Below are 16669 nucleotides of genomic sequence, written 5' to 3'. Positions count from 1 at the left end.
TAGGATCAAAAGCCTTTGCGTGAGCTTATTAATCTATCACCCTTACAATGAATGTAATCTATCTTCTTTTAAACTCATCCAGAATAATTGTAGCGATCGCAATATTTGCAGGTTTAGTCAGTGGTGCTTGTAGTGCTAGAATTATTGCTTTAATTAACAGTGCTATTAACAGCAACAAAACTTTTTCATCCGTTCTCATCTGGAGTTTTATCGGGCTTGTTTTGATAGCAGTCACAAGCCGATTTATCTCCGAATTATGTTTAATTCGTCTTTCCCAGAAAGTCATATTCGATACTCGACTGCTGTTGTGTCGTCGGATTGTGTCATCACCTTTACGCTATATAGAAGAGTTAGGAAGTTCGCGTTTGCTGGCTACCTTAACAGATGATGTACAAGCGGTTTCGGATGCTGTGGCTTTTATTCCCAGCCTCTGTATTGCGATCGCTGTGGTCTTGGGTTGTTTAGTTTATCTGATATATCTTTCTTGGATAGTCTTTTTAGGGTTTGTTGTTTTTTTAGTTACAGCAATCTTGAGCTATGAGATAGTCACTCGAAAAGCCAAACAATCTTTAGAACTTGCGCGTGCGGAACAAGATAAACTTTTTAGTCACTTTCACGCTATTACTGAGGGGATTAAAGAACTCAAGCTGAACCAAAGAAGACGTGAAGCTTTCTTTGCTGAAGAACTAGAATGCACTATTGGTCGTTCCCGTCGTTATAACATTGATGGAATGACTTCCTTTACTATTGGTTTAACTTGGAGTCAACTTTTGTTATTTACTGTTATTGGATTGGTTGATTTTGGATTACCAAGAGTGATGCAAATTGACCAAAGTATTTTGTCTGGCTATGCTTTGACTATCATTTTTTTGGTAGTTGCTTTAGATGCTATCACAACCATACTCCCTCGTTTAAGCAAAGCTAGTATTGCTTTACAAAAGATTGAATCCATGAACCTAGCATTGGCTAGCCGTTCTGAGGAAATGTCGGAGAAATCTGATTGCGTACAAGCCTCGACGAATAGAATTCGTGGCTATACAAGCAAAACCCGCCTGCGCGGGTTAAATTCATTAGTCCGCGCAGGCGGACTTCGATTGTATAGTAGCGAATTATATTCGCCCAAAACTTCTCAGACAACATCTCCTGTTAAATTTGAGCAGTTAAAAATTGAAAACCTTTCCCATGCTTACTGTGGAGAACAAGAGGATAACTATTTTACTCTTGGTTCAATTGATTTAACTTTTTTCCCTAAAGAATTGGTATTTTTGGTGGGAGGAAATGGTAGCGGTAAATCCACTTTTGCTAAACTGATTACTGGGCTGTACATTTCAGAGACAGGGAAAATCTTTGTTGATGGTAAGCTTGTTGACGACCAAAATAGAGACTGGTATCGCCAACACTTTTCTGCGGTTTTTTCCGACTTTTATCTTTTTGATAAATTGCTAGGTTTAGATTGCGCCAAACTGGATAACCAGATACAGGATTACCTTGTTAAACTCCACCTTGACAGCAAGGTAAAAGTCAAGGAAGGAAAGTTTTCGACAACTGCTTTGTCCCAAGGACAGCGCAAACGCCTTGCTTTGCTGACTGCTTACTTAGAAGACCGTCCTTTTTATGTATTTGACGAATGGGCGTCAGATCAAGACCCTGTATTTAAAGAAATCTTTTACACTCAGTTGCTACCAGAACTGAAAAGTAAAGGTAAAACAGTGCTGGCGATTAGCCACGATGACCGTTATTTTCATCTGGCTGATAGGATTCTTAAGCTAGATTATGGAAAACTGATATGAATGTTCTTGTGACTGGTGGTACTGGCTTTTTAGGAAAGCATCTGGCGCTGAGGCTGCAATCCCTCGGTCATAACGTCAGTATATTAGGGCGCAATCAAAAAATTGGGAAACAGTTGGAAGCAGAGGGATTCAAATTTTTGCCAGTTGATTTGCGAGACAAAGAAGCAACAATTGCAGCGTGTCAGGGACAGGATTACGTGTTTCATTGTGCAGCCCTATCATCACCTTGGGGAAAATACCGGGATTTTTATGATTCTAATGTTTTAGCAACTCGCCATATTATCCAAGGTTGTCAGGAATCGAGAGTCAAAAGACTGATTCACGTTTCAACTCCCAGTATTTATTTTAATTTTTGCGATCGCTTTAACATTTCTGAAACCGACCCATTGCCCAAGATACCAGCTAACGCCTACGCTGAAACAAAACTTTTAGCAGAACAAGAAATTGACCGCGCACACCAGCAAGGTTTACCCGTCATAACCATCCGACCTCGCAGCATTGTTGGTCCTGGCGACACAGCTATTTTTCCAAGATTGCTTCAAGCCAGTTCGCGTACTGGTATTCCTTTAATTAATCAAGGTAAAGCTTGCATTGATGTGACCTATGTTGACAATGTCGTTGATGCTTTGTTGCTTTGTCAAAATGCCCCAGATACTTTATTAGGTAAAAAATTTAACATTACCAACGGACAACCAATGGAGTTGAGAAATTTGCTAGAAATGCTGTCTCATCAACTTGGTTATCCCCTGAAATTCAAACCCATCCCCTATAAAACTGCCAACCTAGCAGCCACAGCAATGGAATTCTTATCAAAAACTATTTTATTGGGAAAAGAACCGATACTCACACGCTATAAAGTTGGAGTATTAGCTTTTAGCCAAACATTAGATATTACAGCAGCAAGAACAGAATTAGGCTATCAACCAAGAGTCAGTCTTGAAGAAGGATTAAATATTTTTGCCCAATGGTGGAAGTAGGTTGGGTTGAGGAACGAAACCCAACATTGAATAACCAATCCAAAATCCACGCATCCAAAATCAGATAATGTCTGTTAAAGTGAAGTTTTTTCAAGCAGGGTATTGTACCCATCCTGAAGCGATCGTTATCCGAGACGGACGTTGGAAAACTGCTAATTTTCCATCAATTTTTGCCCTCATATCACACCCAAAATTTGGCGCTATTTTGTTTGATACTGGCTATTCAGACCGATTCTTCCAAGAAACTCACTCTTTTCCCTTTAGTCTTTACGCCCTAACGACGCCAGTATATTTACAGCCAGAAGATAGCGCAGTCCGTCAATTAACAAAATATGGTGTTTCTCCAGAAACTGTTCGGTATATCATTATTTCTCACTTTCACGCAGATCATATCGGCGGCTTGCGAGACTTTCCAAATGCTCAATTTATCTGTTTTAAATCGGCATATAAAGCTGTCAAATCTCTCCGCAATATAGCAGCACTCAAAGCAGGTTTTTTACCTGGGTTGCTACCGCCAGATTTTGAGCAACGGGTCGTATTTGTCGAGGAGAAAAAAACAATATCATTACCACCAGAGTATGATAGTTTCAAGACTGGATTTGATTTATTCGGAGACAGTACCCTCATAGGCGTTGAATTACCCGGACATGCAACTGGTCAACTTGGATTATTTTTTACAGATGCTGACCATCAAGATTATTTTCTCATTGCCGATGCTTGTTGGTTAAGCCGTGCTTATCAAGAATTCCTTCAACCCCATCCCATAACCAATCTTATCTTTTCCAATAAGCGCCAGTATGTAGATACATTGCAAAGAATTCATCAACTACATAAGTTAAACCCAACTCTCAAGATTATTCCCACCCATTGTGCAGATACTTGGCAGATCCTTTCCCCTCCCAAAATTACTTAAATCAACCGCAAAGACGCAAAGAGCACGAAGAAAGAGGAAAAGAAGAGTAGTAATCTTAAAACTCCTCTTCTTCTCTTTGCGCTCTTTGCGTCTTTGTGGTTCAAAAAATTATCATTCAAATACAATGAATAGTCTTTTCAGAATCCTTAGGTATTACCTACAAACAAAATACAGACAACCCTTCCGCAACCGTGAATCACTACTAACATGGCAAGACACAAAAGTCCAGAAATTCCTCCAAGAAATCCTACCAAAATCCCCCTTTTACCGTAATTCCTACCAAGGGTTAAACCTTCATAACTGGCAAGAATTTCCCATCATTGATAAAGCGATCATGATGGCTAATTTTGACCAACTGAATACAGTAGGTATCAAAAAAGCAGAAGCGCTAACACTGGCGTTAGAAGCAGAGAAAACACGAAACTTTAACTCAACACTTCGAGGCTTCACTGTTGGTCTTTCTTCCGGAACAAGTGGTAATCGCGGCTTGTTTATAGTCAGTCAAAAAGAACAGCAAGCTTGGGCTGGTACGATTTTAGCAAAAGCACTACCCCAATCAATTTTGACTCCCCAACGTATTGCTTTTTTTCTTCGATCAAATAGCAATCTTTATGAAACGGTTAACCGACAACGCATCCAGTTTGAATATTTTGATTTATTCAATTCCGTTGAAAGTCATACTGAACGGTTAAATCAATATGCACCAAGTATTCTCGTAGCACCACCATCTATGCTACGTCTATTAGCAGATGCTCGAGTCCAAGGAAATTTAAAGATAACACCCATTAGAGTTGTCTCAGTTGCAGAAGTTTTAGATCCTTTAGATGAATCTTATATTAGTCATTGTTTTCAGCAAATAGTTCATCAACTCTACCAATGTACTGAAGGATTTTTAGGGAGAACTTGTGAATATGGTACTTTACACCTCAATGAAGATATTTTAGCGATTCAAAAAGAGTATATCGATCGCAATGCGGGTAAATTCATGCCAATTATCACTGACTTTAACCGCAAAACCCAACCGATTATTCGTTATCGACTCGATGATATTTTAACTGAATGTCAAAAACCTTGTCCGTGTGGTTCAGTTCTAACAGCCATCCATAATGTTGAAGGGCGTCGGGATGATATTTTTTATTTACCTCACAAAAATGAAGAAAAATTAGTACCATTATTTCCAGATTTTATTCGCAGGGCAATTATTGTTTCTTCAGAGAACATTCAAGAATACGCAGTCGTTCAGAAAAGCCCTAGCCTTATAGAAATTTCTTTAAAAGTGCCTTCAGCATTCCGCCAAGAGAGTCAAGCAATAGTTTATAAAAATTTACTAGAGTTATTTGAACAAAAACATTGCCAAATTCCAGAAATTTGTTATAAAGAATACGAAACAAGCACCGTACATCATAAAAAACTCCGACGCGTTCAACGAGAATTTTCTGTAGATACCAAATTATGAATGCTGAAATTCATCTTTACGATAAAGATACAATAGATAACTTATCTTATTCCAACTCAGAAGTAGCCATCCTAGCGAAAAACTATTGGTTACCTATGATGAAAGCTGGTTCATCCTACTTTATCAATAATGTCAATACTCAGCTTTTAGCACTGGCGATCGATGACCTGGTTTTACCAGTTACCGTTAATTCCAAAGAATTAGAAAACTGCTATGTGTGTTCTCCTTACAATCATTATGTAACTTATTCTAAAGAAGAACTGAAAACTTTAGAAAATCCTTTTTTTGAAAAAATCTTAGAAATTATCATAAATATATTTGGTTTCTTGTTAAATTGGGGTCAAATCAATCGAGTGGTTATTGTCCATAATTTACTACTCTCAACAAATTTATATCCAAATTTATCTTCAGAACAAATTACTGAAATTACTAAATATTTAAAAAAACATTTTCCAACTCATGCTATAATTTCTCGTTCTATTAATACTTTTGTTAGCGATGACTTATTCAATGCCTTTAAAAACAACGGCTATCACATGATAGGTAGCAGGCAAATTTACCTTTTTAATCCCAAAGACCAATCGGCAATGCGGTCAAAAATGAGGTGGCGATTAAAGCAAGATTTAAACCTCATTCAGCAGCAAGGTTATGAGGTAATTGATAGCAGTCAAATTTCTTCTGAAGAAATTCCCCGATTGGTAGAATTGTATAATGCTTTGTATTTAGAAAAATACTCTTATCACAACCCTCAGTTTAACGATCGCTTCTTAGCACTGGCTCTGGAAAATAAAGCTTTACAAATCAAAGCCTTGAGAAAAGCGGGAAAAATTGATGGAGCGATCGGGTTCTATGAAGTCAATGGAGTGATGACTACACCAATTTTAGGATATGACACGACCTTACCCCAAGAAGTTGGGTTATATCGAATGTTATCGGCTCTATTAACAGTAGAAGCTATAGAAAAAGGCATCATATTACATCAAAGTTCTGGTGCAGCTTCTTTTAAAAGATTTAGAGGATTTATTAGTAATATTGAGTACAGTGCTGTTTTTTATCAGCATTTACCTTGGTGGCGACAACTGGTATGGCGATTTTTGGGAGTGTTGGTTAATAAAATGGCTGTACCATTGATGAGGAAATATAAGTTATAGAAGTTTTCAGCACTCTTGTGGTTGTGGTACGGGCGTCTCGCCCGTTCTGTGTCAGTGGTGGGCTAATACCCTGCAAAAGGCTGTGTCTTAATGAACAGCAAAAATTTTTTGAATTGGTATTAAGATCGTCGATAATAGTCAGATTCAAGTTTATGGCAGCTGCAACATCCGTCACAATTCCTATCAAAAATATTCAGTTAAACCCAGGTAGTACGATCGCCATCCATGATATAACCTGGGAGCAATTTGAAGCCATTTTGGAGGAAAGAGAAACAACGGGAATAAAAACTAGAATTGCTTACAGCCAAGGAATTTTAGAAATAATGTCACCCCTACCTGCTCATGAAAGACCCCATAGAATTATTGGAGATATCGTGAAAATTTTGCTTGATGTCCAAGAGCAAGATTGGGAAGATTTTGGCTCAACGACATTTAGAAAACAAGCAAATGCTGTAGGACTTGAACCCGATACCTGTTTTTACATTCAAAATGCTCGTAAAGTTCGCGATCGTATGAAAATCGATCTGACAATCGATCCACCGCCTGACTTGGCAATTGAAGCGGATGTAACTTCTAGTACTACCCTTGATGCCTACGAAGCTTTAGCAGTTCCTGAAGTCTGGATCTATACTCAGGAAAAATTTACGATTAATGTCCTCACAAATGGCAAATACGTAGAATCTAATACCAGCCCTACCTTTCCCGACTTACCAATTCTTGAGTTAATTCCTAAGTTGGTAAAGCAGGCGTTTCAAGAAGGTAGCAGTAAAGTTCTAAGAGAGCTTAGAAAGCAGATAAATTCCTAGACGGAAACAGATAATGCTAACTAGGACGCAAACCACTGCTGGCTGTAAACTTGTTACTCTATGGCTTAGCAGGTAGGCTTGTGGCTGAATTCTGTACAAACTCCTTGCAAAGGCTTATCCCAAGGGTCTACAGGTAATTGGGGCAGATAAGCAAATTCAAATACAATTCCTATGGTTGGCTTTTTTTCCCACTCAGCAGAACTCAACAATCGGTCATAATATCCACCGCCATAACCCAAGCGATAACCTTGATAGTCACAAGCAACACAGGGTACAAGAATTAAATCCACTTCCATAGGGTTTATGGTGGAAGCGTTGGGTGATGGTTCCATAATTCCGTAAGTACCAGTTTTTACAGGCTCGTTGGGTTTCCAATAATGCCAGCTTAGTTCATTATCAACGCACCGAGGAAATCCCCAACAGCGAGAAGTGTCTGTAAATAGAAAGCTGAGATCTGGTTCTTGACGAAAGCTGAAATAAGCAAGTATTGTTTTTGACTGAGCAAAAATAGATGACTTCACACACAGCCATTTTATACCCGGATCGCATTCTCTCAGTTCCTCAAATATCTACCAACAGCACAAAAATATCATGTTGCAGTGATTGCAGCAATGAAAGCAGGTAAAAGCACCTTTTTAAATGCCATCATTGGAGCAATATTAATAGATTTCAGTCTCAATTTGATTCTATATTGAAGTGGCGAGCAATAAAGGAAGTAGAGGCTCCTGAAATTATTGCCATGCTTGAGAAGCAGAGAATAGAAGTCAATGAATATTTAAATGATTTAGAGTCCATCAGAGCAATACTTAATACCTGGAAACCAAGTTCTTTTGAAGTGGTGCGATCTCCAAACCTAACAGCCACTTCTATCTGCGAGAATACCAAAACTATAATTTGAAGAGAATTGATGTCAAATTATTGATAACTCGCTTTTGGTTCAATCCTGATTTCCGAATCCCGACTTCTTCGAGAAATTGGGATTCTTACAGCGCAATCAATTTTGTGTCAGTAGCTGCTGAAATTCCTCTAGCGAACTAATAGTAATTGCTTGCTTAAGCAGTTGCTTGAGAAAAGGCATATCGTACAAGTTGTCAATTTGGTCCATTAACTCTGGTGGCACTTCTTCAAACCTTGTGGTTAAAACATCAATCACGGCTTCTCGTTGCACTTTTAACATTCCAACCCGCTCGACACTGGTGATGTATGGCATTTTCTTTTCTTCCTCGTAACGATTCATTTCATTATCAAAGACTCGCTCCAGTTCCTCCGGCAAAGCCATCATCCAATCAATTAATCGGAACAACTGAAGGATTTTGTTTCTAGTGTACCCTAACTCATACAACTGCCTTATCAAACTCAACTTCCATTGCAATCGCCCTTGTGAATCTTGAGTCGTGGCTTGAGTTCGCAAGTGTGCCATGACTAACACAGCAAAGGGGTTTGGATTCTGTTCTAATGTTGTCAATTGTGTTTCGTAGTCTAATAGCTTCACGCTGGGAAACTTCAGACTCATCTGACAACCCCAAAGTTCATAGCTGTACTGTTGTGGTCGCCAAGAAGCTTGCGTGTCTCCCAATACTGCTAGACTTACCACTTGTTGGTTATAGCGGTCAAAAATTCGGTAGTGATACTGATATATACGCTTGGCAAGATTTGAATCCACCTGACTCTGTATTTCTACGTGGATCAATACCCACGCTTGTTCTCCATCTCGTCGCCAGACTTTGACTAGCTTGTCTACAAAAAGTTTACCAACTTCTGCTTCTTTGACGATCTGCTGAAATTCTTTGTCTAAAAACTCATAACCCCGTTGCCAATCAATTTCTCGATGAGCTTGGGGGAAGAAAAATTCAATAAATGCTTCAAAGTAGAGTTCTAGCGCCTCTTTCCAAGGCGAGTCATAGTTTGCTTGTGGCTCTGTCACAACTGTTCTCTGCACTCCGGTTTAGTAGTGATTAAATATACTATTATTTCAGTTAAATTCCGGAGTGTCTAAATCTATTTCTGTACAAACTCCTTGTAAAGGCTTATCCCAAGGGTCTACAGGTAATTGGGGCAGATAAGCAAATTCAAATACAATTCCTATGGTTGGCTTTTTTTCCCACTCAGCAGAACTCAACAATCGGTCATAATATCCACCGCCATAACCCAAGCGATAACCTTGATAGTCACAAGCAACACAGGGTACAAGAATTAAATCCACTTCCATAGGGTTTATGGTAGGAGCGTTAGGTGATGGTTCCATAATTCCGTAAGTACCAGTTTTTACAGGCTCGTTGGGTTTCCAATAATGCCAGCTTAGTTCATTATCAACGCACCGAGGAAATCCCCAATAGTGAGAAGTGTCTGTAAATAGAAAGCTGAGATCTGGTTCTTGGCGAAAGCTGAAATAAGCAAGTATTGTTTTTGACTGAGCAAAAATAGATGACTGTAGGAGGTTTTGGCAAATGCGATCGCTCTTTTGTTTCCACTCTGCTACAGACATGGACTGACGTTTTTTGAGGAGCGATCGCCTTAATTCCGTTTTTTCCATTTAAAAATCTCACACCACAGCAATTTCATCTCCAACTTGTACCCCAATATACAACTATTTATCGGTCAAACATGGAAAGTAACCCCCTCAACCTAACTTAATACTTCCTATACATTGCATTAAAGATAAATCTATGACTTATGCTTTGAGTCTTTGTTCAGATCTCGAAGGTAGTCCTAACTACTCCTAAAAAAATGTCGTCATTCTGATTATCATGATTTGGTGCTGTCAGCCAAATAAAACCTGGAGTAATGCTGATTTTTTCGTTGATTTTATACCGATAAAACCCTTCAATGTGAAACCCAGTATCTGGATCGCGGCGAGGTAAGTCTGATAAGGGTGCTGAAGTACCAGTCAATTTAGGCTGCATCCCGATGATCATCCCTCCCAAATTCCCCTTTTTGCCCAAATCAGGGAAGGCTAAGGTAATAGCCCAGTTCCAGATATTAGCATTGCCTTTCACTTCTCCAGTCAGCGCTCGTGCATTCGTATAGCCTACCCATCCACCAAGTTGAAAACCATTAGTAATTTTTACATTCGTTTCAATACCATAGGAATTAGAAGAAACTTTTCTGCCTCCCAAGTTTGATGATAAACTGCCAGTATTATGTCCTAAACCGTCGTCGTTATAAGCATTGACGTAAGTGAAGGCAATTTTGGTACCTGTATCTTTTTTATTTGGAAAGATTATAATCTGTCCCAATGCACCATAGTTACCGTTAAATAAGCCGCTAGCAGGGTTGTTGGTATTTTTCGCTAGATACATCACCTCTGCTTTGATATTCGTATTAGGCTTAGGCTCAAAAGTCACAACTACACCCGTATCTCCACCCAGGCGGTAGATAGAGTTGTATCGACCAAAACGAGAAATGGCACCATCTCCATCGTTTTTTAGAGGGTTAACTACATCCCCATCATCAAAGTAAGTATTAAAGCCTGTAGCAACCAGAACATTTACTGTATCACCTATAGGAAAACTATAATGAAGCTTACTAAGCAAAGCATCATTAGTTGAATTACTACCAGATTGGAAACTTAAGCGAGCTTCATTTCCGGGTGCAGACGGATTATTAACACTACTTGCTTGAATTCGTGCCAGGAACTTATCTTTTCCGGTAAAGCTCGCTCTAAAGTTGAGGCGTAACCGACTAGAAAATGTGGGGTTGCTATTATCTCCATTTCCACCACGGCTAGCATCTCCAAAAGCATCTACAGCAGCAAATATTAACTGACCATTGAGTTCCGTGGTTGTAGAAAACTCTTGTGTCATTAGCTGTGCGGTATGTGCTTCCAAAACATCAACTCTACCCCGCAGGGTGGCAAGTTCTGTTGTGAATTCCTCTTGCAGCTTTTGCACAGTCGCCAAATCTTCTTTGGCAACCGTCCCTGCGGTATCAACAGCAATTCGTTGATTAACTCTGTCTAAGCAGGTGTTTAATGCAGTAGCAAACTCAAAGCGAGTCATGGCGCGATTCCCTTTGAAACCACCATTGGGATATCCAGCAATACAGCCATAACGCTCAACTAGAGACTGTAACGCTTGAAATGCCCAGTCAGTCGGTTGCACATCAGAAAGCTGAGAAACTGAAGTGACTTGTGCTGAACTCATTTGAACGTATTGATTAACTTGCTGAAGGGAATCAGTGCTTTTGTCAGTTGTCAAAACTTCTGGTGGATTGTTACCAGATATCGCCTCTTCAGCCTTAACCCTTGCAATCTGAGTTAGCACCAAAATCAAAATCAAGACAGCAGAACCTAAACCTATAGAAGCTTTGAAAAAACTAAACATATTTTTCTACTGAAAATAATTATTTTGTAGAAACCTTTTCGTCCATCTTTGATGTCTAGGTTTCTCAATAATTGAGTATCGAACCTTGCTAATGCCTGAAAAATATCAGATATGGGAGCGAACGTACAGGAGCTTCTTGACCCACGTGTTAATGTAATGAAAGCGGCTCATGAAGCTTGATACCAGCCATGTTCTACTGTGCAATAACTTCTCCTTGTAGTGTTGTGTATAGAGAAGCACCCAATCTTTAGTGAAAATTATAACTATTTCCTGAGATATAATACAATTATTACCTTGGATGGATGTAATAGATTTAGATGAAAACAGGAATCTTAATATTCGTGGTCGTAGTAAAAATCGCAAGATCTGATACTTTTTGTTGCTACACTCTCAAAACTGCTCGATTAAGGGAAAATAGGAGGTGAAATCAAGCCCTTTTTGCCCTAATTGTTATTCATGTACTGGCGCTCTAGAACTTTATATCAACGTGAAAATACTTATAAAAAATCTAAAATTCACAGAAACTTCACAGAAAATTTACGTAAATAGACAAATAAAGGGTTATCTAATACATAAAGCCAGTAATATTTTTCAAACACAATAATGTAGTCATTAAAAATTTACGGACAGAGATATTTATCAAAAGCTTTCTGTGGTTTTGATAAGCAAAAAACGCTTTCATGATTGAGATTTAAGCGTGATTGTAAAGTACGTCAGTCCTGGATAAATCAGGAACGTCTAGAAAGAAGCGATCCTTAAAAATATCTAGGGAGCATCCACTTTTGGCAGATCGATTTGTTTAGACAAAGGATATAGTCCTGGTTCTGGCGTCAAAGAATTATGTTTCTTCCGAAACTGGATGCTCCCAATATGTATAACAAGCTTAGAGATTCATGATATCAAACAATCCCTTTTTCCCAAAAAAGCCAGTTCCCTCAAAATTTTTTGTAGGACGGAAATATGAAATAGCAGTTTCATTCGATCAAATCTCTCAGCGCGGTCACTTAGCTATTTGGGCTGGGCCAGGAATGGGTAGATCTTCTTTCTTAGATTTACTGGCTTCACCCGCAGTTTGGCAAGAACATAGATTAGATCCATCAAAAGCTGTAATTGCTCTTCTCAGTTGTGAGAATATCCAACCTTTCACTCCTTCAGGTTTTTGGCGAGAAGTATTGAGTGTTATGAAAGATAACTTGGAGAGTGAACCTATATTGCAGGCTGAAATTGAGCAGATCTTGGTACAAGGGCAAACAACAAAAGATAGCCTCAACAAAATATTGCAGAGGCTTGGTAAAAAAGGTAAATTCTTGGTGCTGCTAGTCAACGACTTTGATGTAGCCTTGCAAGAAAATAAGGAATATACCGAAGCAAATATGCAACAATTCTTGAGCGAGTGCCGTAGTTTGGCTGTTGCTTCTCCTGGAGGTAAATCTCTCGCAATGGTTGTGACCTCACTCAAGCGCTTAAGTGAACTCGGTCCAAAACTCAATCCCAACGCTTCCCCGTGGTATAACCACTATCTGTTTCAGCACCTCAAGCTATTGAATGACAGAGAAATTGAACAATTACTGGGTGTCATGCCAATGACACTAGAATTACGAGAAGCAATTAAAGAAATCGCTGGTGGACATCCGACTCTGCTACAGATAGCTGGTTTTCAGTTATACGCACAGCTAGAAACGGATAGAAAAAATAATAAAGTTCCTGATGTTCAAGAATTTATCAAAAACTTTGAAAAAAGTACCAGGCATATTTTCCAAATTACTTGGGGTATGTGTAGTGAAATAGAACAGAGTCTTTTGATGTTGCTAGCTTTGTTTCATTTAAATGGTCGTCTGCATAAGAAGAAAAACTTTGACTTGAGTAATATTGAACTGATATTTACTCAAAGAGGAAGGGAATTGACCAACTTGGAAGAACAAGGTGTGATTGTTTGCAAAAAAGAGCAGGAGAAAACCGTATATTCCTTTGCTTCTTTAATGATGCAGCGATGGGTAATTCAAGAAGTTTGGAATACTGATGTTCCGTTAATTCAACAAAGAGAAAAGGTATTTCTTAAATTAATAAGCCATAAACAACTCAGTCAAATTAACTCAATCTGGCAGCATAAAGATGAAGTTCTATCTACTATCGAATGGTTTGCTAAGTTAGTAGCTGCGTTCCCCAAAGGATTAATCTAAAGTTAACCAGACAACTCTGTGGAAAGAAGATGACGAACATCAATACTAGGAAAAATCCTTACATAATCGGTAAGCAAATTGATGCTCCGGAAAAATTTTTTGGCCGCGAAGATTTATTACTGTTTATTAAAGATAATCTCGAAGAGAATATAAAATTTCTCTTATTGCACGGTCAACGGCGCATTGGTAAATCCTCTTTACTCAGACAAATTCCCCACCAAGTTACTTGCCAAGAGTTTGTCTTTGTTTTTTTTGATTTGCAAGGTCACAGTCATTCTTCTTTGAGTGATATATTATACAATTTAGCTGAAACTATTGCAGAAGATTTAGAGCTAGATTCAAATCTTATAACAATTCCTTCCCATGAAGAATTGACAAACAATATAAATATATTTTCTAACCATTTTTTACCACAAGTTTTTCAGAAGTTAGGTGAGAAAAATTTAGTGCTATTACTGGATGAATTTGATGTTGTCAGGAGCGACGATGAGATATTAAATATGGCAAATAGTTTTTTTAGATATTTACAATCACTGCTAAAGCAACAAACAAAATTAGTTTTTATTCCAGTAGTAGGACGGGCTAATGATGATTTTCAGTACCTGTCTCAGTTATTTAATAGCCCACCATATCAAGAAATTGGTTTACTTAATGAGATAAGTGCTAGACGACTCATTACTAGACCAGCGCAGGGTCTGTTGGAGTATAACGAGGATGCTATCAAAGCTATTTTGAAACTCTCAGCAGGGCATCCCTATTTTACCCAAGTTATCTGCTTTAATCTCTTTATACAAGCAACAATTGAAGAAAAATCGACCGTGACTCCTTCTGATGTCCAAGATATTGTAGACAAAGCAATTGAAAGCGCTACAGGTGGATTAACATGGTTTTGGGATGGGCTGTCTATCTCTGAAAAAGTCGTATTTTCAGCCGTAGCAGAGGCTCAAAAAATAGCTATTGGGCAAAATAAACAGTTTCCAGAAGACCCGTTAACGCTATTAAACAGATCTGCAGTTATTCCAACACATTTATTAACTCAGGCTGCTCAAAAACTAGCCAAACAGGGTTATTTAGATGATACCGAGCGCCGAGTAAAAGTTGAATTAGTTCGCCGTTGGTTAGTAAAATATCACCCCTTTGAACAAGAGATAACTGAACTGGAGAAAATTGCGATAGAAGAAATTAATGTCATTTTAGCAAACGAAACAGAACTGTATCGTCGTGGTAACAATCAAGATTTAATAGACCATTATGAAAAAATCTTACAACTCAACCCAAATCATTTTAGTACGTTACCTGTTCTAGCTAAAAAATACTTGGAGGCTAAAAATTTCGACCAAGCCTTAGAACTATATCAGCGAGCCTACCAACTAGATTCTACACGCAATAAAGAAGGGCTTTTGCTTGCACTAGAAATTTATGGAAAACATTTGATAGGAGAACAAGAGTTAATCAAGGCAAAAGTTCAGTTTGAGAGAGTTTTAGAAATTGCTCCAGATAGGGAATCAGCAAAACGGGAACTTAGCAAAATTGAAACTGAACTGGAAAAACAACAACTAATCTCAATAGAAGTGGAGAAACGCTCAGTGAAACCTCATAGACTAAATAATCAACCAGTTCTATTGGCTACAATTACAGCAGTGATTGCCCTTGTGAGTGGTATTGGTATTTATCAAATTTTCACTTCCTGTTCTGGAGGTCAACAGAAAGTAAATGGTAGTTGTGTTCCAATTTCGACGCCTACACCAATACCAATTCCGACACCGACACCAACATCAAGTCCAGGCAATATTGAGAGTAAAATTAGTCGTGGCGAGCGCACACTCTTTTTCTCTATCACCAATCCTGAGCGCGATCGAGGTATAGACGCATTTCAAAAAAGTAATTATTCCCAAGCGGTTGAATTATTTCAAAAGGCTGTAGAGCGCGATCGCAAAGACCCAGAAGTACGAATTTACCACAACAATGCCAAGTCTCGCGAAACGGGTAATCCCTTAACTTTAGCAGTGGTTGTACCTGCAGACAATGCTAAATCCATATCTCAACAAATTTTGCGTGGAGTCGCACAAGCACAAGAGCAATTTAATACTGAGGGTGGTTTAAATGGTAGATTATTGGAAATTGTCATTGCCAACGATGGTAACAACCCAGACCAAGCCAAACAAATAGCTCGACAACTAGTTAAGGATGAATCTGTACTAGGAATAATTGGGCATAGCTCTAGCAAAATGACTCAAGCGGCTCTTCCTGTATACAAACGAGAAGGTATACCGATTGTTTCTTCCACTAGCACTGCCAACACTTTGGATGGTAATGTGTTCTTTAGAACGGCTCCTCCCGATGAAACATCTGCTCAAACATTAGCAGAATACGCTCAAAGAGTTGCTTTGAAGAAAGTTGTAATTTTTTATAATCCCAACGACCCTTATAGCAATAGTTTCAGAGAAGAATTTAGCAAGAACTTTAAAGATAAAGAGCGGATTTTTCGCAAGGTAGACTTGACAGATGAAAAACTGAATATCGAGCAAGAACTTAAAGATAGTGTATCTCAACAGGTACAGGCAGTTATGTTGTTTTCAGATGTAGATCACACTTCTGTAGCGCTCGAGATTGCTAAAGTCAATGCAAATAATAAGTTAGGGCTAAAGTTGTTAGGTGGTGAGAGTCTGTACAATCAGAAAACATTACAAGATGGAGGGAATGCTGTTGAGGGCTTAGTTATTGTTGTGCCTTGGTTTAGGAAAGCACCACAATCAAAGAATTTTGCCTCGGAGGCAAAACAACTATGGTCAAAAGATGGAACAGGAGATAGGACAGAAGATGGGACAGAAAAGATTACTTGGCGTACAGCAACTAGCTTTGATGCAACTCAAGCTTTTATCAAATCTCTGCGCTCCAACCCTTCGAGAGCAACTATTTTGCAGGAACTGCGGAAGATAAATCTTTCCGCCAAGCAAACATCAGGAGATGTACTCAAATTTAATCACGAAGGAGAGCGCCAAAATAAACCGATTCTTGTTACGTTTGTGAAAGGTCAGTTTAGCTGCTTGCAGCCACAATGTTCCCCTTAAGAG

Annotated in this window: 12 protein-coding genes; 8 read left to right on the top strand and 4 right to left on the bottom strand. The window is 38.7% G+C overall.

All coding sequences use genetic code 11. From position 1 onward, the window contains the following. Positions 1-47 precede the first annotated feature (47 nt). The 6 genes from WA1_RS60705 (at position 48) to WA1_RS38255 (ending at position 7093) form a co-directional block, all read left to right on the top strand. A complete protein-coding gene (locus tag WA1_RS60705) occupies positions 48-1790 on the top strand; it encodes an ATP-binding cassette domain-containing protein (RefSeq protein ID WP_026135171.1) in 1743 nt (580 codons plus the stop codon). Continuing rightward, complete coding sequence (locus WA1_RS38275) at positions 1787-2767, top strand: NAD-dependent epimerase/dehydratase family protein (RefSeq protein ID WP_017748061.1); 981 nt, start codon at positions 1787-1789, stop codon at positions 2765-2767. Before WA1_RS60705 ends, WA1_RS38275 begins: the two co-directional genes overlap by 4 nt. Before the next feature lie 67 nt (positions 2768-2834). Beyond that, on the top strand, positions 2835-3680 hold the full coding sequence (locus WA1_RS38270; RefSeq protein WP_017748060.1) for an MBL fold metallo-hydrolase: 846 nt from the start codon (positions 2835-2837) through the stop codon (positions 3678-3680). A gap of 124 nt (positions 3681-3804) precedes the next feature. Continuing rightward, on the top strand, positions 3805-5136 hold the full coding sequence (locus tag WA1_RS38265; RefSeq protein ID WP_017748059.1) for a F390 synthetase-related protein: 1332 nt from the start codon (positions 3805-3807) through the stop codon (positions 5134-5136). Next, positions 5133-6287 carry a hypothetical protein gene (locus WA1_RS38260; protein WP_017748058.1) on the top strand — a complete coding sequence of 385 codons (1155 nt, stop codon included), beginning with the start codon at positions 5133-5135 and terminating at the stop codon, positions 6285-6287. The genes WA1_RS38265 and WA1_RS38260 overlap by 4 nt, the downstream gene beginning before the upstream one ends. Before the next feature lie 152 nt (positions 6288-6439). After that, positions 6440-7093, top strand: a complete 654-nt coding sequence (locus WA1_RS38255; protein ID WP_017748057.1) for a Uma2 family endonuclease — start codon at positions 6440-6442, stop codon at positions 7091-7093. A 65-nt stretch (positions 7094-7158) separates the two neighbouring features. On the opposite strand, the gene WA1_RS38250 is transcribed toward WA1_RS38255, so the two are convergent. From WA1_RS38250 to WA1_RS38230, 4 genes are all read right to left on the bottom strand, one after another. Continuing rightward, positions 7159-7614, bottom strand: coding sequence for a 5-formyltetrahydrofolate cyclo-ligase (locus WA1_RS38250; protein ID WP_017748056.1), 456 nt, complete (start codon positions 7612-7614; stop codon positions 7159-7161). A gap of 473 nt (positions 7615-8087) precedes the next feature. Continuing rightward, complete coding sequence (locus WA1_RS38240) at positions 8088-9017, bottom strand: RpnC/YadD family protein (protein ID WP_017748054.1); 930 nt, start codon at positions 9015-9017, stop codon at positions 8088-8090. A 48-nt stretch (positions 9018-9065) separates the two neighbouring features. Continuing rightward, complete coding sequence (locus WA1_RS38235) at positions 9066-9626, bottom strand: 5-formyltetrahydrofolate cyclo-ligase (protein WP_017748053.1); 561 nt, start codon at positions 9624-9626, stop codon at positions 9066-9068. A gap of 157 nt (positions 9627-9783) precedes the next feature. Continuing rightward, complete coding sequence (locus tag WA1_RS38230; RefSeq protein WP_017748052.1) at positions 9784-11415, bottom strand: iron uptake porin; 1632 nt, start codon at positions 11413-11415, stop codon at positions 9784-9786. A gap of 893 nt (positions 11416-12308) precedes the next feature. Here WA1_RS38230 and WA1_RS38225 point away from each other — a divergent pair. Both WA1_RS38225 and WA1_RS53930 read left to right on the top strand, forming a co-directional pair. Then, positions 12309-13595 carry an ATP-binding protein gene (locus WA1_RS38225; protein WP_017748051.1) on the top strand — a complete coding sequence of 429 codons (1287 nt, stop codon included), beginning with the start codon at positions 12309-12311 and terminating at the stop codon, positions 13593-13595. Positions 13596-13624: 29 nt separating this feature from the next. After that, positions 13625-16666 carry an ABC transporter substrate-binding protein gene (locus WA1_RS53930; protein ID WP_081403021.1) on the top strand — a complete coding sequence of 1014 codons (3042 nt, stop codon included), beginning with the start codon at positions 13625-13627 and terminating at the stop codon, positions 16664-16666. Positions 16667-16669 lie beyond the last annotated feature (3 nt).

This window comes from Scytonema hofmannii PCC 7110, from assembly GCF_000346485.2.
GTDB lineage: Bacteria > Cyanobacteriota > Cyanobacteriia > Cyanobacteriales > Nostocaceae > Scytonema > Scytonema hofmannii.
The sequence above is the reverse complement of the archived record's forward strand: the minus strand, read 5'-3'. Positions and strand labels throughout refer to the sequence as shown.

Coding starts and splice junctions, on each gene's coding strand:
- WA1_RS53930 (WP_081403021.1), top strand. CDS start 13,625: ATGACGAACATCAATACTAGGAAAAATCCTTACATAATCGGTAAGCAA.
- WA1_RS38275 (WP_017748061.1), top strand. CDS start 1,787: ATGAATGTTCTTGTGACTGGTGGTACTGGCTTTTTAGGAAAGCATCTG.
- WA1_RS38270 (WP_017748060.1), top strand. CDS start 2,835: ATGTCTGTTAAAGTGAAGTTTTTTCAAGCAGGGTATTGTACCCATCCT.
- WA1_RS38235 (WP_017748053.1), bottom strand. CDS start 9,626: ATGGAAAAAACGGAATTAAGGCGATCGCTCCTCAAAAAACGTCAGTCC.
- WA1_RS60705 (WP_026135171.1), top strand. CDS start 48: ATGAATGTAATCTATCTTCTTTTAAACTCATCCAGAATAATTGTAGCG.
- WA1_RS38230 (WP_017748052.1), bottom strand. CDS start 11,415: ATGTTTAGTTTTTTCAAAGCTTCTATAGGTTTAGGTTCTGCTGTCTTG.
- WA1_RS38255 (WP_017748057.1), top strand. CDS start 6,440: ATGGCAGCTGCAACATCCGTCACAATTCCTATCAAAAATATTCAGTTA.
- WA1_RS38225 (WP_017748051.1), top strand. CDS start 12,309: ATGATATCAAACAATCCCTTTTTCCCAAAAAAGCCAGTTCCCTCAAAA.
- WA1_RS38260 (WP_017748058.1), top strand. CDS start 5,133: ATGAATGCTGAAATTCATCTTTACGATAAAGATACAATAGATAACTTA.
- WA1_RS38265 (WP_017748059.1), top strand. CDS start 3,805: ATGAATAGTCTTTTCAGAATCCTTAGGTATTACCTACAAACAAAATAC.